Below are 20,132 nucleotides of genomic sequence, written 5' to 3' on the forward strand. Positions count from 1 at the left end.
TGTCGTTTCAGGATTGGGTGAGCGCCGTTTGGATGAGGCAGATTACTCTGCCTGCATACCAGCTCACCTGAGCCTGGCGGGTGGAAAGCTCCACACCGTCGCAACGCTCCTCAAGTGAACTTTTGTAAATAACAAACTGAATTGTAGCCTTTTTGAGGGCTGTTGCCTAACGCCCCCCCAAAAAAGCATCTTAGGCTAGACAGCAATTTACCCTGCATTGACAACAGTTTGACCACGAACGCATACTGCGGGACTACTTTCATGCACACTGAGGAGACCATCATGACCAGCAAACAAGAAACCGCAAAACTTTTTGAAGAAGGACTTCAAGTACGCCGTGAGGTGCTTGGCAAGGAATACGTCGATGGCGGCATAGCCAAGGCAGACGACTTCATGATGGCCTTCCAGCACATCACCACCGAGTGGTGCTGGGGTTATGCATGGACCCGTGACGGATTGGACAAAAAAACCCGTAGCATGCTCAACCTTGCGATGCTCACAGCCTTGAAATGCCCCAACGAGATCAAGCTGCACGTGCGTGGCGCCTTGCACAATGGCGTGACCGTCGACGAAATCAAGGAAATTTTGCTGCATGCCACCGTCTACTCCGGCATTCCTGCCGGCCTTGAGGCCTTCAAGGCCGCGCACAGCGTGCTCATCGAAGAAGGCGCTATTCCAGGGAAGAAGTAATGAAACAGCAAACAACGGCTGACAAACCTCGAATCGGCTTTATCGGTTTAGGCAAAATGGGCTGGCCCATGGCCAGCCGACTGGCCCAGGATGGCTATGCTTTGACGTTACTCGATGCCAATCTAGAGCTGGCCACTCAGTTGGCGCAGGAAATCGGCGCCAACCCTGCCACGAACGCCAAGATGCTTGCGCAGCAATCAGAAATAATCATCACCATCTTGCCCAACAGCTCAATTGTTCAATCTGTGCTAGATGGATCTGAGGGTCTACTTGCCGGTTTGAATCCAGGCTCAATCATTATCGACATGACCTCTGGGGTACCCAGCATGACCCAGACACTGGCCGCACAAGTCGCAAATGCCGGCGGTCATTTGGTAGACGCGCCGGTCTCAGGCGGCGTGCCACGCGCTAAAACGGGTGAGCTGTCGATCATGTTTGGTGGATCCGAACAATTGCTTGAAACGGTGCGTCCAGTGTTAGCCACCATGGGCAATGCGATTGAGCGTATTGGTGACGTCGGTTCTGCTCACGCCATGAAGGCCTTAAACAACCTGGTATCAGCAGGTGGGTTTTTAATTGGCATTGAAGCCCTGATGATTGGCAAACGGTTTGGCCTGAGTCCCGACAAAATGGTGGACGTTCTGAATGCATCGACCGGCATGAACAATTCCACCCAGAAAAAATTCAAGCAATACGTCCTTTCGGGTAAATACAACTCTGGTTTCGGGCTTGATTTAATGGTCAAGGACTTGGGAATTGCCCTCGGGCTGGCGCACGAGACCCAGACGCCTGCGGCATTTTCTGCGTTGTGCCATGAAATGTGGTCGGCTTCAGCACGAATGCTGGGTGCCGGCAATGACCACACGGCTGTGGCCAAGCTGGTTCAGACGCTAGCAAACGACAGTATCGAAGATCGCTAGCCACAAAGGATATCGGCGGTGAACCGTCACCGCCGAACTTCCGCTATTTCGGTGCACGGCGGTTGTCTGGTGGCTTGGGAAATCCCTGCGCCAGAATTCGTTCCCAGACAGCGTCTTTCTCCTCTTGGGTCATGAACACCCAATTGGACACTTCCATCACGGTTCGGCCACAACCGCGACAGATTTCGTCAAATAGTGTCGAGCACACCGCCACGCACGGCGAATCGGGGCGAACCGACTTGGCATTGTCAGAAAAGCTCATCGTGGGCGAATGTGCGTACATATCATGATGTGGCGCAGTGTAGCCACCTTTGTTACCTTGATATCAAAAAACCCGCCCAAGCGGGCGGGTTCAGACCTCAACTGAGAAAAAACAGTTGCGTTTAGACAGCTTTCTTAAGCTCAGCCGCCTTATCCGTCGCTTCCCAGCTGAACTCCGGTTCGCTACGACCAAAGTGACCGTAGGCCGCGGTCTTGGAATAGATCGGACGCAGCAGATCGAGCATGTTCACAATGCCGCGCGGGCGCAGGTCAAAGTGCTCACGCACCAACTTGGCCAATTGATCGTCTGGAACAACGCCCGTGCCTTCTGTGTAGACCGTGATGTTGATAGGATCTGCAACCCCAATGGCATAACTGACCTGTACTTGACACTGTTTAGCCAAACCCGCTGCCACGATGTTCTTGGCCACATAGCGTGCGGCATATGCCGCTGAACGATCCACCTTCGATGGGTCTTTACCCGAGAATGCGCCGCCACCATGGGGGCAAGCACCACCATAAGTATCAACAATAATTTTTCGGCCGGTCAGTCCGCAGTCACCCTGCGGGCCACCGATCACAAAGCGACCTGTCGGGTTCACTAAAAACTTCGTCTTAGGCGTAATTAATCCATCAGGGAAACTCGGACGAATGATGTCCTCAATTACCGCCTCATGGATAGCCGTTTGAGAGATTTCAGGTGCATGTTGCGTTGACAACACCACCGTATCAACTTCTACAGGACGCCCATTGACATAACGGAACGTCACCTGCGACTTGGCATCCGGACGCAACCACGGCAAGCGACCGTCTTTGCGCAACTCACTTTGACGTTGCACCAGACGGTGTGAATACCAAATCGGTGCCGGCATCAAGTCTGGGGTTTCATCGCACGCATAGCCGAACATCAGACCCTGGTCTCCAGCACCCTGATTCAAGTACTCCTCAGAGGATCGGTCCACGCCTTGTGCAATATCGGGAGACTGTTTGTCATACGCGACCAGCACGGCACACCCTTTGTAATCAATGCCGTAGTCACTGTTGTCGTAGCCAATGCGCTTAATGGTGTCACGCGCCACCTGAATGTAGTCGACGTTGGCTGTTGTGGTGATTTCACCAGCCAGCACAACCAAGCCCGTGTTGCAAAGCGTTTCGGCAGCTACTCGGGCATTGGGATCTTGAGTAAAGATGGCATCGAGAACCGCATCCGAGATCTGGTCAGAGACCTTGTCTGGATGGCCTTCAGAAACTGATTCCGAGGTAAAGAGAAAGTCATTTGACTTCATGGACATGACAGCATCCTTGTTTAAGTGTTTGACCGGTCGGAGCCGGTCAACGGTTAACGGGTGCGCTGCACCCCTTTTTACCTTTCACTTAAGTGACCAAGCTGTTGGTCGGCATCATGTCGGTAGTGGGCGCGACGCTTTAGCGGATAAAAACCTGCATCTATGGCTTTAGATGAAGTTGATCGTCCCGCAAGTTGTCGGTTAACTCAACGATCAAGTCTTATTTTAAGCGAAAATACCTGCCATGTTGCTAATTCTGTTTCGCCTGCTGTCCATGCTGCCGCTCTCAGCCCTGCAAGCTATCGGGCGCTTTGGCGGGCGACTGGTATTTGCCATACCAGGACGCTATCGCGATCGCTTGATTGCCAACGCTAGACAAGCCGGGTTTGACGACCCCGCTTTCTTTAAGGAAGCTGCAGCCCAGACTGGCGCCATGATCATGGAGCTGCCTCACGTCTGGTTAAAACCCAGCCAATGCCTGGACAAGGTCGTAGGCGATGAGGAACACATTTTGCAAGCAGCACACGACGCTGGGCGCGGCATTCTGTTTCTAACCCCTCACCTTGGCAGCTTTGAGATGTCAGCTCGCCATGGCGCCAGACACCAAAGACTGACGGTCATGTTTCGCCCCCCACGTAAGGCGTTTCTAGCGCCTGTCATGGACATGGCGCGCAACAAGTCGGGCGTGGTCGCAGTGCCAGCCAACTTGCAAGGGGTTAAAGAGTTTGTCAAAGCCCTCAAACGCAACGAGTCTGTCGGTATGCTGCCTGATCAGGTACCGCGTGAAGGCGAAGGTGTTTGGGCACCATTTTTTGGGCGCGAGGCTTTCACAGTCACGCTTCCGGGCAAACTCGCCAAAATGACCCATGCGATTGTGATCGTCGCCGCTTGTGAGCGCCTACCTAGGGGCCAAGGCTGGCGTATGCATTATCTGCGTGCGCCAGACGTGCTGCCAGCAGATGCGCGCGAGCAGGCCGTGCTGTTTAATGAGATGATGCAAACTCTGATCAATCGTTTCCCAACCCAGTATCTTTGGGGCTATTACCGCTACAAGCGGCCAAAAGATGCACCGCCTGCACCGGATCAAGACCATTTTGACTGAGAAACGACAACCGGCTCAACAACAGTCGCCCACTCGTGGCGCCGATTTACATTCGCTGAAATCGCGATCCGTTGCCGCTTGGCTCCTGGTCACGACTTTCGAATTATTGGCGCGAGCGCCCATGCGATTTCGTCTCTCATTAGGTTGGTTGCTGTCAAAACTAGCACCTCTTGTGATGCCGCGACGCGCCAAGATCGCCCGGCGCAACATCGAGTTGTGTTTTGCGGACAAGACCCAAGCCGAGCAACAGCAATTGCTAAAGGATCATTGGCGAGCTCTAGTGCAAAGCTTTATCGACCGCAGTGTCATTTGGTTTGGCAGCCCGCAAGAAATTGAAGCATTCGTCACGCTATCCGGGATTGAACATGCCCACCACTACACCGATCAGCAACTGCCGATTATGTTGCTCGCCCCACACTTTGTTGGGCTCGATGCGGCAGCCAGTCGCCTCACGCTAGCTGGTCCCGAGGGCGCCACCATCTACGCTGAGCAGCGCAACAAATTGATCGATGACTTCGTCAGGCTTGGGCGAGGGCGCTTTCATAATGTTCACCTCGTCAGCCGCAAAGATGGTATCCGCGGACTCATTCGCTTGATCAAACAAGGCATGCCCATTTATTACTTGCCTGACATGGACCTTGGACGTCGAGGTGCAGCACTGGTGCCATTTTTTGGGGTGCCGGCCTACACGCAGATGTCCACGGCACAGTTGGCTCGCCAATTCAATCTCCCTGTTCTGCCCGTCATCAGTACCTGGGATCCCAAAACCGGCAGATACCACGTCGAGGTATTGCCACCGCTTGACACCTTCCCCAACCCGGCCAATACCCTTGAGCAGGACACGGCGCACTTAAACGAACTGATCGAGCAATGGATCTTGCCTCGCGCTGCACAGTATTACTGGGTTCATCGGCGCTTCAAGCACCGGCCAGAAGGCGAACCCTACCCCTATGAATGAACACTAAACGAGGCGATAATCTCCCCATGAAATGGTCTTTCACCAAAATGCACGGCGCCGGCAACGATTTCGTGGTGCTTGACGGCCTGTCCCAGGCTATCGAGATGACACCCGAATTAGCCCGTGCAATCGCACACCGCCAATTCGGGATTGGTTGCGACCAGATCCTTCTGGTGGATGCGCCAACTGACCCTAATGCGGATTTCAGGTATCGGATTTTTAATTCAGATGGCTCCGAAGTCGAGCATTGTGGCAACGGTGCCCGTTGTTTTGTGCGATTTGTGCATGAACGCAAGTTGTCTTCACGAAACCCTATTCGCGCGGAGATCGCCACGGGCCTCATTACATTGACCGAACTGCCAGACGGGCAAGTTCGAGTGGACATGGGACAAACTCGATTCGCACCAGCCGACTTGTCGTTTGACGCATCCGGGCTGGCGTCGCGTGTGGTGGGTCAGGACACACAATACGCATTGCCGCTTGACAATCAGAACCCGCCGGCTTGGTTGTCACTCGTGGCGATTTCCAATCCCCACGCTGTCCAGATCGTCGATGACATTAATACTGCGCCTGTGGCTTTAATTGGGCCGGCCATTGAGAGTCATCCGCGGTTTGCCAAACGCGTGAATGCCGGCTTTATGCAAGTACTCGATGCCCACAATATTCGACTGCGGGTGTATGAGCGCGGCGCAGGCGAAACGCTCGCCTGTGGCACGGGTGCTTGCGCAGCCGTTGCAAGCGGTATCCGCCAAGGGCTGCTAAAAAGCCCGGTGAAAGTACAAACGCGAGGTGGTACGCTGACCATTGAATGGGATGGCACAACCTTACAAATGACAGGACCTGCAACCACCGTATTTGAAGGGCAGGTAAACATCGCGCAACTGATTGAATCGATTCCAACCTTTTGAGTGACTTTATGACCGAGAACTTAAGCGCATTGACAGTGGCCCGGTTCCTGCAAGAGAACCCGGAATTTTTTTCTGATCACGCCGAGTTGTTTGCCGCACTCACTGTTCCACATCCGAATCAGTCACGCGCCATATCCTTGGGCGAGCGTCAGATCATGACTTTGCGTGATCGCCAGAAAGATCTGGAAATGCGCCTAGCTGCACTGAGTCACCAGGCCAGTTTCAATGAGTCGGTTGCCAACAAGGTGACCAGTTGGTGTGAAGTCATGCTAACGGCCCAAGATGCTCAAACCATTCCCGGCCATATCATCGCCGGGCTAGCAGAGACCTTTGATATTCCTGAAGTCGGTATGCGTCTGTGGGGCCTGGACATAGCCACAGAAGGGGTGGGAGAGCCGGTTGATGAGGACGCCCGGTTATTCGCCCAGAGTCTGACAGCGCCGTACTGTGGGCCCAATAAGGAATTTTCTGTCACACAATGGCTGCGCGATACACCCGCATCGATGGCCATGGTTACCATCAAGCATGGTTCAGCTGACGCTGCACCGACAGTTGGTCTTCTTTTGCTTGCCTCTGACGATCCTGAGCGCTTTACCAGCGACATGGGCACAACCTTCCTGGAGACAATCGGTCGGCTTGCGTCTGCAGCCATCGGTCGGTTGCCGCTCAAATCAGGGACATAGCTATCCATGAACGCACCGGTTAACTTGCCTGAACCGATGCGCCAGTGGCTAGACTACCTCGCCACCCAACGTCGCTACGCTGCACATACGATTTCTGCCTACGAGCGCGATCTAAGACAGCTCGTTGAGCTCGCCACTGACATGGCACCGCAAGACATCGCCGAGCGGCACATTCGTCAATTCCTGGGCAAGCTGCATGGCCAAGGCCATCAGCCTAGAAGCCTGGCACGAATGCTCTCGGCATGGCGCGGCTTTTACGCCTGGTGGGCTCCCAAAATCGGCTTGGCGCTAAACCCCGTGCAAGACGTTAAAGCCCCTAAAGCCAACCGAAGCTTGCCGAAAGCCATGTCGGTAGATCAAACTCAAGCGCTGCTGGAGAACAGCGCTCTGGCAGCATCGCGTGAGCCACTGACCTTGCGTGATCGAGCCATCTTTGAACTGTTCTATTCCAGTGGTCTACGATTAAGCGAGTTGGTATCGCTAGACATCAGTTATTACAAATCATCCGACTACGAATCAAGTAGCTGGCTAGAGATCGCACAACAAGAGGTCCACGTGCTCGGTAAAGGTAACAAGCGGCGCACAGTTCCGGTCGGTCAACAAGCAACCCTAGCCCTAGAAGCCTGGCTATCGGTGCGCGATCAATTTGTAAAGCCTCAAAGTGACAGCTGTGACCAATTCGCCCTGTTTCTCGGTGAGCGTGGCAAGCGCATCCACCCCCGAGTGATCCAACAGCGCCTCGCGCAGCTGGCTTTGGCCGCTGGCTTGCCCACCCGCGTGCATCCACATGTTCTGAGGCACAGCTTTGCCAGCCATGTGTTGCAGTCAGCTCAAGATCTGCGTGCCGTTCAGGAAATGCTCGGGCATGCCAGTATCTCGACTACGCAGGTTTACACAAAACTCGATTTCCAACATCTGGCCTCAGTTTATGACGCTGCCCATCCTCGGGCCAACCGAAAATCCTCGGATAAATCCTGAGTTGCCATGCGGCAACCCAAACGTTGGAAACTTGTGACGTGCCATACTGTCTCAACGTTGATTTGGTGAACAAGCACAAACAATGACAGACATGAATCTCGTACCAAACCGCATCACAAAGCATTTGCGATGGCTCACATTTGTTGTGGTAATTGCGATGCTTTTAGCGCTACCTATTCGGGCCCTTGCCCACCCGCACATGTGGGTAGAGGGCAAAGTGCAATTGATGTTTGATGCGCAGGGCGCTGTCACTGGCGTGACACAGACCTGGCTATTCGACGAAATGTTCTCAAGTTACGCCAAGCAAGGGTTACCGGTAGGCTCGGATAATCGCCCCCCACAATCTGAACTCGACAAGATCGGCAAATCTTGGATCGAAGCACTGGCAGATCCCATGTCTCACTACTTCACGCGCATCATGCATGGCAATCGCGAGGTCCCCACCGGTCCGGCACAGCGTGTTCGAGTCGACTGGGACAGTAAGGCACAGCAGATGTCGCTTCAATTCGAACTGCCCCTGTTAACCCCCTTGATGCCCGGCGATCGGCCATTGGTGGTCTCAGTAGCGGACCCAACGTTCTATGTCGCGTACAGTTTTGAGGCCCCAGATGCCGTCACCTTGCTGGCGGCGCCATCAAGCTGTAGTGCCAAATATGAAATGCCCAAACCGCTTGACGCACAAACAGCCCAGCGTCTTGCTGCGATCGGACCTGATGTCACCGAACTGCCTTCTGACCTGATGGCAGTTACTCAAACTCTGCAACACCGGGTAATTCTGACATGCCTGTGAAACCACGACTATCGCAAGCTCATCAAGAGCTGCTGGTTTTTGTAGTTGGTGCATTACTGTTACTGGTCAGTGCGACAGCCCTGGCACAGTCACCCCATCCATTTGCCGTACCTGAACAGCGCCTACCAACACCAACATCGGGCTGGTTCGCGCAATGGTCTGGCCAAATTGCCATCTGGCAATCAGAGTTCTACCGCGAGTTGACCGGTGCGGTTCGCGCCTGGAAGGCTGACGGTTGGCAAGCTTGGGGCCTACTGGGTCTGTCATTTGCATACGGTGTGTTTCACGCGCTCGGCCCAGGCCACGGCAAAGCGATCTTGTCTGCCTATGTCTTGGCCAATCGAGAAACTATCCGTAACGGAGCCATTCTGGCGTTTGTATCTGCACTGATTCAAGCATTGGTCGCCATTGTGATGGTGGGTATTGCAGCGGGTATTTTGAATGTCACGGGGGCAGTACTTAACGAAGTCACGGCACTTTTAGAGCTAGGTGCGTACGCACTGCTGACTCTTTTGGGCGCGTGGCTAGTCTACAAACACATTTTCAAACCAGTCCTCGGCTGGCTGTCATCTGTAAGCACAAAAGAGCATCAGCATCATAATCACCATCACGATCACCACCACCATCAGCACGAACACCATCATCATCACGACCCCCACACCCACGACGATGCGTGTGGCTGCGGCCATGTGCACATGCCTGATCCGGCGCAAATTGCAGGCAAACTAAATTGGCGTAAAGCGTGGGGGGCGATTGTCGCCATTGGTCTGCGTCCATGCTCTGGGGCCATCCTAGTACTGGTGTTTGCCCTGTCGCAGCAGTTCTTTGTCGCAGGAATTGCCGCCGCACTGGCCATGGGGCTAGGCACTGGTTTAACGGTAGCCACACTGGCGATGCTGTCGCTAACCGCGGGCCGCATGGCTGAAGCGGCTGGTGGTGGTCAAGGCCGTCAATGGGGTCAGGCGATTGGCGCAACCCTGCAGGGCGTTGCGTCAATCGCGGTAATGCTGTTCGGTATTTTGCTGTTTAGCGCTGCCTGGCAGTATGGCGCGCTGAACTAAGTGAAACAGATACCAACCTCGTCGAGATTACTGCTGCAATGTCGACCAAATCAGATCGGCGTTATACGCAAACATTTTGAGGTAAGTGTCTGCCACTGTGCCGGGTGCAGACAACGCATCCGAATAAAGCTCGCCACCCACACGTACACCCGTTTCTTCGGAGATCCGGTTCATCAACCTTGGGTCAGCCATGTTCTCAACGAACAAGGCCCTGACTTTGTCATGTTTGATTTCTCGGATCAGGCGTGCAACGTCAGCGGCTGATGGCTCGCGTTCAGTCGTCCAACCCTGCAGAGAAAAGAACTTGATGTCGTAGGCTTGCGCAAAATACTCAAACGCGCCGTGTGATGCAATCACACGCCGGTCCTGAGCGGGAATTTCAGCCAGACGGTTGCGTATCTGCTGATTCAAAGCATCAATCTCAGCGACGTATCGATCAGCGCGAAGATTGATGTCAGTAGCAGCCGATGGCGCGACTTGAAGCAGTGCATCACGGATGTTTTTTACATAGATCTTGGCATTGCTCAAATCCTGCCAGGCATGGGGATCGAAATCACCATGATCGTGGTGATCGTGCTTGTGATCGGCGTGTTTATGCTTATCGTGCTTATCGTGCTTATCATGCGAATGCTTGCCATGATCGTGACCATCGTCTTTAGCCTCTGAAATTTCAATCGGCTTGATGCCCTCGGTGGCCACGACGAGCTTTCCTTTGAATCCGGAAGACTTAATCAATCGATCAATCCAGCCTTCGAAACCCAAGCCATTGATGACAACGACGTCAGCTTGGGCCAGCGCTTTGGCATCAGCAGGGCTTGGATCAAAGACGTGTGCATCTTCATCGGGACCCACCAAGGAAGTCACGATTACATTTTCACCGCCAACTTGATGAACCATATCCGCCAAAATAGAAAAGGTCGCAACCACCTTGACGGGTTCTGAGTTTGCGGCAAGTGCCGAGGCGGGCATTACAGCCACGACAGAGCAGGCTGCCACAGAGGATAAGAACTTAATCAATCTGACTCTCATGATTCAAACCTCCTTAAGATTCTCGATGACGTGCCACTGGAATGAATCGCAACAACAAACCATCGTTAGCGCCAAACAAAAGCGACATCAAATAAATTGCACCAGCCGTCAAAACAATCGCAGGCCCTGACGGCAAGCTAAAGTGATACGACAACAAAAGTCCCAACGAGCCACTGACCATGGCAAACAAGCTTGCGAGCACGCAGGCCTTCGGTATGTCTCGCGACCATGATCGCGCCGCGATGGCGGGCAACATCAACAGACCCACGGCCATTAAGGTGCCCAGCGTTTGGAAACAGGCGACAAACGTGAGAACCACGGTCAACATAAATAGCTGATTTACCCATTTGCCTGACTGTCCAAACTGCATCAAAAACAACGGATCAAAACTACTGGCCAACAAGACGCGCCAGATAAATGCCAACAGCACCAACGCCACACTGGTTGCCGCTGCAATCAAAACCAACGCACTGGCATCGACTGCGAGAATGCTGCCAAATAACAAGTGCATGAGGTCTACGCTGCTACCCTTGACCGAAATCAGTGTCACCCCGATTGCTAAAGCGATCAGGTGAAACGCTGCCAAACTGGCGTCTTCCTTTTGTGATGTGTTGCTGGCAACAAAGCTTGCCAGCAATGCAACAAACAACGCGCTCACAAAAGCACCCAACCCCAGCACGGGTAAAGACATGCCGGCAATGAAATAACCAACCGCCGCACCGGGCAACACCGCATGAGCGATGGCGTCACCGGCCAAGCTCATGCGTCGCATGACCAGTAAGACGCCTACGGGCCCACTGATTAAAGCAAGGGCCAATGACGCCACCAATGCTCGCCGCATGAAGGTAAATTCGACAAAAGGCATCCACAGTGCATCCATTAGTGATGCTCCTTGCCCGACGCATGCACGTGTACATGCTCCACACCCGGCGCCTCACACCAGGAAGCCGTGTCTTGCCAGGCTAGCGACCGGTGATTGGCCTGAGCAAGATGTGCATTGGATAGCGCTTGTGCAGTCTCCCCCCAACTGACCAACTCGCGCGCAATCAACAGGGTCTGCGGGAAGTGCTCACGCACCATGTCCAGATCGTGCAACACTGCGACTACCGTACGACCCTCGCGGTGCCAACCCGACACCACACTCAACAAGTCGCGCGTTGTAGCCGCATCCAGCGCACTAAAGGGCTCGTCGAGCAAGATCACAGGTGCATTCTGGACAATCAGACGTGCGAACAGAACGCGTTGCAATTGCCCCACCGAGAGCTCATCAACCAGACGATCTTCAAATCCCTTTAAACCAACTTGTTCAAGCGCTTTGTCAATGGCCTCGCGCTCTTGCTGACCCACTGTCCCGAGTGCGCCAACACGGGGCCAAGCTCCCATGGCGACCACTTCAAGTACCCGTAATGGAAAATCTGAATTGATGCCGGATAACTGCGCTAAAAAAGCCACCGCACCTGGTCTGCTTAAGTCAGCGCTGCGCTCGATCTTTCCGTGTGTAGGCCGTCGTAAACCAGCCAGTGCAGCCAATAACGTCGATTTACCCGCGCCATTGGGTCCGACAATCGCGGTTAACGATCCCGCTTGAAAGTCACCGCTGATGTGGTGAACAGCTGGATGGCCGTGGTAGGCAATCGTGACATCCGACAGACAAAATGCAATATCCACGATCAGATCACCCTGCGAAACCGGTCACGAGCCAGACAGCGAACCACAGAGGCGCCAACAGCAAAGCGACCAGCGCCAATCGGCGGGTAATGCCCCATAGAAGCGGGTGTGAACGGTGATGAGATGCCATGACTGGTTGCGCCGATAAATCTTAAGTCCACGACTTTATAAGAGGAATTAATTATAATGATAATTCATTATCATTAATAAGTCCCTAACTGAGGCTAAAAACACCATTGAGCTTGGGTTAAAGTGAGAGCCATGGAAAGAAGCACGAAACAACGGGCTGCGATTCGTGAAGCACTTCAACGCGCTGATCGGCCTTTACTGGCAACTGAAGTGTTGGATATGGCCCAAAAGTCGGTGCCGTCATTGGGTATTGCCACTGTGTACCGGACTTTGAAGGCGCTGATCGAGCAGGAGTCTCTGCAAGTAGTTGAATTACCTGGGGAAAATCCTAGATTCGAGTTCGCGCACGGGCATCATCACCACTTCTGCTGTAAAGCCTGTGGACGGGTGTACGACATCCACGCCTGCCCCGGTGATTTCGGCCAAATGGTGCCGCCCGGCTTTCAGGTCAGTGACCATGAGGTAACACTTTACGGACGCTGTGCAGATTGCGAGAACGCAATCCCTACTTGAAATCTCGTGCTATCGCCCCCATTTTCATGCGGATTTCAGCACAGCTGGCGCAAATAGGTTAAAAACCCCTGTTCTGGATCGTGGCTAGCCAGGCCATGGCCGTTGTTAGTTTTTTTGCAAGTATCGATACACCATGACACAAAACCCGTCGATTCCGCTGGACCAAATGGTACCCGTCACCATCCTGACCGGTTTTTTAGGGGCGGGTAAAACCACCCTGCTCAAGCGCATCCTGACGGAATTTCACGGCAAACGCATTGCGGTGATCGAAAACGAATTTGGACCGGAAAGCATCGATAACGATTTGCTCGTGGAGGTTCACGATGAGGAAATTATTGAGCTTTCAAATGGCTGCGTGTGTTGCACGGTTAGAGGTGACTTACTTAGAACCCTGACTGACCTGCGCCGTCGTCGTGAGGCTGGCGAACTGAACTTTGAACGCGTCATTATCGAAACCACTGGCATGGCCAATCCTGGTCCGGTCTGCCAGACGTTCTTTATGGATGATGATGTAGCCGAGTATTTCCGCCTAGATAGTGTCATTACCCTCGTCGATGCAAAACATGGCATGCAGACGCTCGACAAGCAAGAGGAAGCTCAGAAACAAGTCGGGTTTGCCGACCGTATCCTGGTCTCCAAGCGTGACCTGGTGACCGATCAAGAGTTTGATGTGCTCAGAAAGCGTCTGGTTCACATGAATCCTCGCGCACCGATTGAAGTGGTTAACTTTGGCGAAGTTGACCTAGCCAAAGTGATCGATATCAGTGGATTTAACCTTAACTCCATTCTGGATATAGATCCTGAGTTCCTGGCAGATACTCACCCGGATGCCAAGCATGATCATGATCATGACCATCACCACGCCCATGATCATCACCACCATCACGGCCACGACCACGGACATCATCACCACCACGCCCATCAGGACGAGATCGGTGCCTTCGTGTTCAAAGCAGACAAGCCGTTCGATCCTGAGCGCCTCGAGGAATTCCTAGGTGGGGTTGTTCAGGTATACGGACCCGATTTATTGCGTTATAAGGGCATCCTCTACATGAAAGGCATTGATCGGCGCATGCTGTTTCAAGGCGTACACATGTTGATGGGGGCGGAGCCTGGCAAGCCCTGGGCACCAAAAGAGAAAAAAGCCACCAAGATGGTATTTATTGGTCGCAAGCTACCGCAAGAGATTCTGACCAAGGGTCTTGAGCAGTGTCTGGCGACATAAGGGCAGCATCAACGGCAGCATCGACGCATGTTCGATAACTGACAGAAACGGAGCAAGTGCATGGCAACCAAGGCGGCACCTAAAAAAACCAAATCGGCCAAGGCTGATAACACCTCCATTCCGACCGAGGCTGAATTGCTGAAAATGCCGGAGTCGGAGTATATGAACGCGCGGCAACTCGCATTTTTCAAGCAGCGTTTGCAGCAGCTTGAGGATGAGATTCTGACCAATGCTGGTGAAACCACTGAACATTTGCGTGAGACGCAATTCGTACCAGACCCAGCCGATCGCGCAACCATTGAAGAGGAGCACGCGCTCGAACTCAGAACACGGGATCGTGAACGCAAATTGCTCAAGAAAGTACAGCAGTCACTGGCTCGTATCGAATCAGGCGAGTATGGCTGGTGCGAAGAAACTGGTGAAGCCATCGGCGTTCCCCGCCTATTGGCACGCCCGACGGCCACGCTATCGCTTGAAGCACAAGAACGACGCGAAATGCGTCAGAAAATGTTCGGCGACTGACGCCAGTACAAGTAGATACCACCACCAAGTCAGCCGCGCCTGGCTTGGTGCAACCCTCCGAAGGTAGTTATGGAACAATTTCACGCGACGACCATCGTATGCGTGCGGCGCGGCAACCGCGTCGCCATGGGCGGTGACGGACAGGTCACGCTAGGCAACATCGTCATCAAGGGCACTGCCCGCAAAATCCGCCGGCTGTATCACGACAAGGTACTCGCCGGTTTCGCCGGGGCGACGGCTGACGCTTTTACCCTGCAAGAACGGTTTGAGGGCAAACTCGAAAAGCATCAAGGTCATTTGATGCGTGCCGCTGTTGAGCTCTCACGCGACTGGCGCACCGATCGGATCTTGCGCCGACTTGAGGCGATGCTGATCGTCGCTGACCACGAACACACCTTGGTGCTAACCGGCAACGGCGATGTACTAGAGCCAGAAAACGGCCTGGCTGCCATTGGCTCTGGGGGCGCTTATGCACAATCTGCTGCCTTGGCGCTGTTAAGACACTCCGAAATGCCGCCCGAAGAGATCGTGAAATCGTCACTGACGATTGCTGGCGATCTCTGTATTTACACCAATCAAGAACACATCATTGAAGTCCTGTGAGCGTAGAGCCATGTCCGCGAACAATATGACCCCAAAAGAAATTGTCTCTGAACTAGACAAACACATCATCGGCCAGCATGCCGCTAAAAAAGCCGTCGCCGTCGCGCTACGAAATCGTTGGCGCCGACAGCAGGTTGCCGAACCACTGCGTCACGAAATTCACCCTAAAAACATTCTGATGATCGGACCAACCGGTGTTGGCAAAACTGAAATCGCCAGACGTCTGGCCAAACTCGCCAATGCCCCCTTTATCAAGATCGAGGCCACCAAATTCACAGAGGTCGGCTATGTCGGCCGTGATGTTGATACCATCATTCGTGATCTGGCTGAGATGGCTGTCAAGCAAACCCGTGAGCAAGCCATGAAACGGGTGCAGACACAGGCTGAGGACGCCGCAGAAGACCGCATACTTGATGTGCTGATCGCCCCACCGCGAGCAGCAGACGGCTCGCCCATTCGCGAGGAGTCAACCGCAAGACAAACGTTTCGCAAGCGCTTGCGCGAAGGCGCGCTTGACGACACCGAAATCGAAATTGATGTCAACGCACCCATCCCGCAGATGGACATCCTCGGACCACCCGGGATGGAGGATATGGCTGAACAGCTTAAGAGCATGTTTGCCGGCCTGTCACACGACAAGAAAAAAACCCGCAAACTAAAGATCAAGGACGCGTTCAAGCAAATTGTCGAAGAAGAGGCAGCCAAACGGGTCAATGAAGAAAATATCAAGACTGATGCGGTTCGACTAGTTGAACAACACGGCATTGTGTTTCTCGATGAAATCGACAAAATAGCAGCCCGTAATGAAGGCGGCACTGCTGAGGTTTCACGCCAAGGGGTACAAAGAGATTTGTTGCCACTCGTAGAAGGCACAACGGTCACCACCAAATATGGCATGATCCGTACCGACCACGTTCTGTTCATCGCATCCGGTGCGTTTCATTTGTCGCGCCCCTCAGACTTGATTCCTGAACTGCAGGGTCGATTCCCGATTCGGGTAGAGCTCGATTCATTGTCAGCTGATGACTTTGTCAAGATCCTGAATGAGACAGATGCCTCTTTGACCAAACAGTACAAGGCGTTATTGCAAACGGAAGAAGTCCACCTTGACTTTACCGACGAGGGCATCCGACGTCTGGCTGAGCTGGCATTTGATGTCAACGAACAAACAGAAAATATCGGTGCCCGTCGTCTCTACACCGTCATGGAGCGCTTACTGGAGGATGTGTCGTTTGATGCCACGTCTCACAGCGGTCAAACCATTGTGATTGATGCAGCCTATGTGAACGACAAGCTGCAAGAAACGGCACAAAGTCAGGACCTGGCTCGCTATGTTCTCTAAAAAAAGGAGCACCTGATGCCTGATAGACTAACCATCATCACCACTCGAACGGGTGACGAAGGTGTCACTAGCCTGGCAGATGGGTCGCGTGTATCAAAGACGCATCCGCGGGTTACTGCGCTTGGTGATGTCGATGAGCTGAACAGTCAGCTAGGACTGTTATTAGCCCAAATGGCCGAGGTACCACACAATGAACACTTGAAACCGCTCAGTAAGGCCCTGAAACCCGTACAGCATGCATTATTTGATATAGGCAGTGAACTGGCGATTCCGGGCTACAGCCAACTCAAACCCGAGCAACTCGCCCACCTGGACAAGGAATCTGAAGCGTTAAACAGCAAGCTCCCAAGTCTGAAGGAATTCATCTTGCCAGGTGGCTCGGTGCTATCAGCCCAAGCGCACATCGTTCGAAGCGTATGTCGCCGGGCTGAACGCTCGGTCGTAGCCATGCATCAGGCTGAATTAAATGACGGTGACCCAGACAAGCTACTTGCCCAACGTTATTTAAATCGCTTGTCAGATCTGATGTTCAACATAGCTCGATCGATCAATCAAGCACTCGGCGAACCCGATGTGTTTTGGAATAAAACTGGTTGATACAACATCAAGCCGTCACGCCAGCCTTGTGCGCCTGTTCATCAGCATGATATGAAGAACGCACCATGGCACCGACGGCTGCATGGGTAAATCCCATGGCGTAGGCCTCGCGCTCAAACATCGCAAACGTGTCCGGATGCACGTAGCGCAGCACCGGCAAATGATGTGCCGAGGGCTGCAAATACTGACCGATGGTCAACATATCCACATCATGCGCACGCATGTCACGCATGACCTCAAGGATTTCCTCATCGGTTTCACCAAGACCCACCATCAAACCTGATTTGGTTGGTACCCCAGGGCAACGTTCTTTAAAGTCTTTGAGCAGTTTGAGTGAATGACCGTAGTCGGATCCAGGCCGAGCCTGCTTATATAGACGTGGGACCGTTTCCAGATTGTGATTCATGACATCGGGCGGCGCCAAGTCAAATATGCCCAAGGCGCGCTCAAGACGGCCTCTGAAGTCCGGCACCAAAACTTCGATCTTGGTGTTCGGGGATAAACGCCTGACTTGCTCAATGCATTCCACAAAATGGGCTGCCCCGCCATCGCGCAGATCATCACGATCCACAGAAGTGATCACCACATAATTAAGCTTCATGGCAGCAATCGTTTTAGCTAAATTAATGGGCTCATCCTGATCTAGGGGGTCCGGGCGTCCATGACCGACGTCACAGAACGGGCAACGGCGAGTGCACTTGTCCCCCATGATCATAAACGTGGCTGTGCCCTTGCCGAAACACTCACCGATATTGGGACAAGAAGCCTCTTCGCAAACCGTGTAGAGATTGTGCTCGCGAAGAATCCGTTTGATGTCATAGAACCGGGAACCTGCCGGTGCTGTTTTTACACGGATCCATTCAGGCTTTTTCAGGCGCTCTGCCGGCACGATCTTGATCGGAATACGCGCGGTCTTGGCCTCTGACTTTTGTTTGGCAGTTGGATCGTAGGTCGGTGCACTCGACATGGTCAGTCCTGATAAGTCTTGGCAGGGCGAATGATTAAGCCCTAAGGGAGAACCCTAAAACATCATTCTACTCGCAGACGGCATTCAGAAATGATTTTCCCTGCCAAGGTCACGGCTACAGATTCCCAGGCCGCTTTGACGCCTGAGCTGGCCATGCTGATCGTTTTTAGGCCCTCGTAGCCGCAAGGATTGATGCCTTCAAAGGGTGTCAAATCCATATCGACGTTAAGCGCAACCCCATGATAGGTGCAACCTTTTCTGACCTTGATACCGAGCGCAGCAATCTTGGCAAGCTCGCCATCGTCTTGTGCAAGATAAACGCCCGGCGCACCAGGCTTGCGGCAGGCCTGAGTCAAACCAAACTCAGCCAAGGTCATGATCACGGCCTGCTCCAGAGCTTGAACCATAGCTCGTATTGTCAGACCGGTACGTTTTAGGTCTGCCAACACATACACCACCACCTGACCTGGCCCATGGTAGGTAACCTGACCCCCACGATCAGACTTGATAACGGGGATATGCCGAGGATGAAGCACATGCTCTGGCTTGCCAGCTTGTCCGAGCGTGTACACCGGACTGTGTTCAACTAACCAAAGCTGATCCAAGGTATCCGGTGCGCGATTCTCGGTAAATGCCTGCATCGCTTGCCAAGACTCAACATAGGATGCCAAATCTGGCCAGCGCCTTACCCCGGCAAGCTCAGTGGCAATCAGGTCCACTAGAGCACCACTGACACCAGCGGATGTCCATGCAAAGCCCGATAAAGACTATCGAGCTGTTCGCGTGACGTGGCTCTGACCGTGAACGTTAGCCCCACATAGTTGCCTTTGGCACTCATTCTGATTTCAACCGTTGCGGGGTCAAACTCTGGATCGTGAGTCTGCACCACTTCGGCTAGCGCCTGGGCTAGATTGGGATCTTGCTTGCCCATGACCTTGATCGGGAAGTCACAGGGATAATCAATCAACGATGTCTTATGTGAACCATTGTTCTGCTCGGTCATGAAGACACCTCCAGACCACGTAGGGCAGACAAGCAATCGTCGTAGGCCTGACGTAGACGCCCATATACCGGTCCGGGCTTTCCTTGACCGATGGGCTTGCCATCGAGTTCAACCACCGGCAAAACCTCCCGCGTGGCTGAGGACACCATTAGTTCATCAGCTCTGATGACCCGGTCGCGCGACACAGGCTCAAGCACAAAGTCCAGGCCACAGCGCTCGCAAAGCTCCTGAAACAGGCCGTAACGGATACCTTCTAGCACTCGATTGTCTTTGGGAGCGCCGTATACCTTGCCACCCTCAACCATCCAGACGTTACAAGCAGCCCCTTCGGTCAAGATATCGCTGCGAAACTGGATCACCTCATCCACACCGGCTTTGATAGCAGCCTGCTTTGCCAACACATTGCCAAGCAAGGAAACCGACTTGATGTCGCAATGTAACCAGCGCATGTCCTCCATGCTGACTGCCCTAACGCCCTGACTTCTTAACGAATCGCCCGGTGGTGTCATGGGGGCAACCATTGCAAACACCGTGGGTTTGACTGGTGGATTGGGGAACGCGTGATCACGTTTAGCCACACCTCGCGTGACCTGAATGTAGACCATGGCGTGATCACGCTTGGGTTGAGCCGCAAGCAAGTCAACGATGAGGTGTTGCCACTGCTCTCGCGTGAACGGCTGTGCAATTTCGATCTTGGCCAAACTACGATCAAGACGATCGAGATGCTCTTGCATGCGAAATGGTTGCTGCCAGTAGACTGGCACCACCTCGTATATGCCATCCCCAAAAATAAAGCCTCGATCCAGCACTGAAATCCCAGCCTTTGAAAGCGGCACATGATCGCCATTCACATAGACGATGGGATCGCCGTCAACGCCTTGAATTGCCTCAAACATG

The 20,132-nt window shown here is 53.4% G+C and carries 24 protein-coding genes and 1 riboswitch; of the genes, 15 read left to right on the top strand and 9 right to left on the bottom strand.

Annotation, left to right across the window (positions count from 1 at the left end; translation table 11 throughout):
- Positions 1 to 12: 12 nt before the first annotated feature.
- Positions 13 to 118: riboswitch (S-adenosyl-L-homocysteine riboswitch) on the bottom strand.
- A gap of 164 nt (positions 119 to 282) precedes the next feature.
- Together DHf2319_RS12770 and DHf2319_RS12775 are read left to right on the top strand one after the other, a co-directional pair.
- Positions 283 to 690, top strand: a complete 408-nt coding sequence (locus tag DHf2319_RS12770) for a carboxymuconolactone decarboxylase family protein (RefSeq protein WP_243478736.1) — start codon at positions 283 to 285, stop codon at positions 688 to 690.
- Positions 690 to 1,610, top strand: coding sequence for an NAD(P)-dependent oxidoreductase (locus tag DHf2319_RS12775; protein WP_243478737.1), 921 nt, complete (start codon positions 690 to 692; stop codon positions 1,608 to 1,610). Before DHf2319_RS12770 ends, DHf2319_RS12775 begins: the two co-directional genes overlap by 1 nt.
- Positions 1,611 to 1,653: 43 nt before the next feature.
- On the opposite strand, the gene DHf2319_RS12780 is transcribed toward DHf2319_RS12775, so the two are convergent.
- Entirely contained in the window at positions 1,654 to 1,872 is a 219-nt protein-coding gene (locus DHf2319_RS12780; RefSeq protein WP_243478738.1) for a DUF1289 domain-containing protein, read from the bottom strand.
- Positions 1,873 to 1,993: 121 nt separating this feature from the next.
- Positions 1,994 to 3,157, bottom strand: coding sequence for a methionine adenosyltransferase (metK, locus tag DHf2319_RS12785; protein ID WP_243480108.1), 1,164 nt, complete (start codon positions 3,155 to 3,157; stop codon positions 1,994 to 1,996).
- Between the two features lie 244 nt (positions 3,158 to 3,401).
- Between metK and DHf2319_RS12790 the strand changes: the two genes are divergently transcribed.
- From DHf2319_RS12790 to DHf2319_RS12820, 7 genes are all read left to right on the top strand, one after another.
- Entirely contained in the window at positions 3,402 to 4,259 is an 858-nt protein-coding gene (locus DHf2319_RS12790) for a lysophospholipid acyltransferase family protein (protein ID WP_243478739.1), read from the top strand.
- Positions 4,222 to 5,217 (top strand): lysophospholipid acyltransferase family protein, encoded by a 996-nt coding sequence (locus DHf2319_RS12795; RefSeq protein WP_243478740.1) that lies wholly within the window; start codon positions 4,222 to 4,224, stop codon positions 5,215 to 5,217. The genes DHf2319_RS12790 and DHf2319_RS12795 overlap by 38 nt, the downstream gene beginning before the upstream one ends.
- Positions 5,218 to 5,243: 26 nt before the next feature.
- Positions 5,244 to 6,125, top strand: coding sequence for a diaminopimelate epimerase (dapF, locus tag DHf2319_RS12800; protein ID WP_243478741.1), 882 nt, complete (start codon positions 5,244 to 5,246; stop codon positions 6,123 to 6,125).
- An 8-nt stretch (positions 6,126 to 6,133) separates the two neighbouring features.
- Complete coding sequence (locus DHf2319_RS12805; RefSeq protein WP_243478742.1) at positions 6,134 to 6,808, top strand: DUF484 family protein; 675 nt, start codon at positions 6,134 to 6,136, stop codon at positions 6,806 to 6,808.
- A gap of 6 nt (positions 6,809 to 6,814) precedes the next feature.
- On the top strand, positions 6,815 to 7,786 hold the full coding sequence (gene xerC / locus DHf2319_RS12810; RefSeq protein ID WP_243478743.1) for a tyrosine recombinase XerC: 972 nt from the start codon (positions 6,815 to 6,817) through the stop codon (positions 7,784 to 7,786).
- A 91-nt stretch (positions 7,787 to 7,877) separates the two neighbouring features.
- On the top strand, positions 7,878 to 8,576 hold the full coding sequence (locus tag DHf2319_RS12815) for a DUF1007 family protein (RefSeq protein WP_243478744.1): 699 nt from the start codon (positions 7,878 to 7,880) through the stop codon (positions 8,574 to 8,576).
- Positions 8,567 to 9,637 (top strand): nickel/cobalt transporter, encoded by a 1,071-nt coding sequence (locus DHf2319_RS12820; RefSeq protein WP_243478745.1) that lies wholly within the window; start codon positions 8,567 to 8,569, stop codon positions 9,635 to 9,637. Before DHf2319_RS12815 ends, DHf2319_RS12820 begins: the two co-directional genes overlap by 10 nt.
- 27 nt (positions 9,638 to 9,664) lie before the next feature.
- Here DHf2319_RS12820 and DHf2319_RS12825 read toward each other — a convergent pair whose 3' ends face one another.
- Genes DHf2319_RS12825 through DHf2319_RS12835 form a run of 3 tightly spaced genes read right to left on the bottom strand, consistent with a single transcriptional unit; the run spans position 9,665 to position 12,334 of the window.
- Positions 9,665 to 10,666: a metal ABC transporter solute-binding protein, Zn/Mn family gene (locus DHf2319_RS12825; protein ID WP_243478746.1), complete on the bottom strand. Its 1,002-nt coding sequence runs from the start codon at positions 10,664 to 10,666 to the stop codon at positions 9,665 to 9,667.
- Between the two features lie 13 nt (positions 10,667 to 10,679).
- Positions 10,680 to 11,546 (bottom strand): metal ABC transporter permease, encoded by an 867-nt coding sequence (locus DHf2319_RS12830; RefSeq protein ID WP_243478747.1) that lies wholly within the window; start codon positions 11,544 to 11,546, stop codon positions 10,680 to 10,682.
- A complete protein-coding gene (locus tag DHf2319_RS12835) occupies positions 11,546 to 12,334 on the bottom strand; it encodes a metal ABC transporter ATP-binding protein (RefSeq protein WP_243478748.1) in 789 nt (262 codons plus the stop codon). Before DHf2319_RS12835 ends, DHf2319_RS12830 begins: the two co-directional genes overlap by 1 nt.
- A 261-nt stretch (positions 12,335 to 12,595) precedes the next feature.
- Between DHf2319_RS12835 and DHf2319_RS12840 the strand changes: the two genes are divergently transcribed.
- The 6 genes from DHf2319_RS12840 (at position 12,596) to DHf2319_RS12865 (ending at position 17,265) form a co-directional block, all read left to right on the top strand.
- On the top strand, positions 12,596 to 12,976 hold the full coding sequence (locus DHf2319_RS12840) for a Fur family transcriptional regulator (protein ID WP_243478749.1): 381 nt from the start codon (positions 12,596 to 12,598) through the stop codon (positions 12,974 to 12,976).
- Positions 12,977 to 13,109: 133 nt separating this feature from the next.
- Positions 13,110 to 14,201 (top strand): CobW family GTP-binding protein, encoded by a 1,092-nt coding sequence (locus DHf2319_RS12845; RefSeq protein WP_243478750.1) that lies wholly within the window; start codon positions 13,110 to 13,112, stop codon positions 14,199 to 14,201.
- 60 nt (positions 14,202 to 14,261) lie between these two features.
- Positions 14,262 to 14,723 (top strand): RNA polymerase-binding protein DksA, encoded by a 462-nt coding sequence (gene dksA / locus DHf2319_RS12850; RefSeq protein WP_243478751.1) that lies wholly within the window; start codon positions 14,262 to 14,264, stop codon positions 14,721 to 14,723.
- A gap of 69 nt (positions 14,724 to 14,792) precedes the next feature.
- Positions 14,793 to 15,326, top strand: coding sequence for an ATP-dependent protease subunit HslV (gene hslV, locus DHf2319_RS12855; RefSeq protein ID WP_243478752.1), 534 nt, complete (start codon positions 14,793 to 14,795; stop codon positions 15,324 to 15,326).
- A 10-nt stretch (positions 15,327 to 15,336) separates the two neighbouring features.
- Complete coding sequence (gene hslU, locus DHf2319_RS12860) at positions 15,337 to 16,668, top strand: ATP-dependent protease ATPase subunit HslU (protein ID WP_243478753.1); 1,332 nt, start codon at positions 15,337 to 15,339, stop codon at positions 16,666 to 16,668.
- A 15-nt stretch (positions 16,669 to 16,683) separates the two neighbouring features.
- Positions 16,684 to 17,265: a cob(I)yrinic acid a,c-diamide adenosyltransferase gene (locus tag DHf2319_RS12865; RefSeq protein ID WP_243478754.1), complete on the top strand. Its 582-nt coding sequence runs from the start codon at positions 16,684 to 16,686 to the stop codon at positions 17,263 to 17,265.
- A gap of 7 nt (positions 17,266 to 17,272) precedes the next feature.
- On the opposite strand, the gene lipA is transcribed toward DHf2319_RS12865, so the two are convergent.
- The 4 genes from lipA to DHf2319_RS12885 form a co-directional block, all read right to left on the bottom strand.
- Positions 17,273 to 18,232: a lipoyl synthase gene (gene lipA / locus DHf2319_RS12870; RefSeq protein WP_243478755.1), complete on the bottom strand. Its 960-nt coding sequence runs from the start codon at positions 18,230 to 18,232 to the stop codon at positions 17,273 to 17,275.
- A gap of 62 nt (positions 18,233 to 18,294) precedes the next feature.
- A complete protein-coding gene (gene lipB / locus DHf2319_RS12875; RefSeq protein ID WP_369810197.1) occupies positions 18,295 to 18,951 on the bottom strand; it encodes a lipoyl(octanoyl) transferase LipB in 657 nt (218 codons plus the stop codon).
- Positions 18,951 to 19,235: a DUF493 family protein gene (locus DHf2319_RS12880; protein WP_243478756.1), complete on the bottom strand. Its 285-nt coding sequence runs from the start codon at positions 19,233 to 19,235 to the stop codon at positions 18,951 to 18,953. Before DHf2319_RS12880 ends, lipB begins: the two co-directional genes overlap by 1 nt.
- Positions 19,232 to 20,131 (bottom strand): D-amino acid aminotransferase, encoded by a 900-nt coding sequence (locus tag DHf2319_RS12885; RefSeq protein WP_243478757.1) that lies wholly within the window; start codon positions 20,129 to 20,131, stop codon positions 19,232 to 19,234. The genes DHf2319_RS12880 and DHf2319_RS12885 overlap by 4 nt, the downstream gene beginning before the upstream one ends.
- Between the last annotated feature and the right edge of the window lies 1 nt (position 20,132).

Source organism: Orrella daihaiensis (assembly GCF_022811525.1).
Classification (GTDB): Bacteria; Pseudomonadota; Gammaproteobacteria; order Burkholderiales; family Burkholderiaceae_B; genus Algicoccus; species Algicoccus daihaiensis.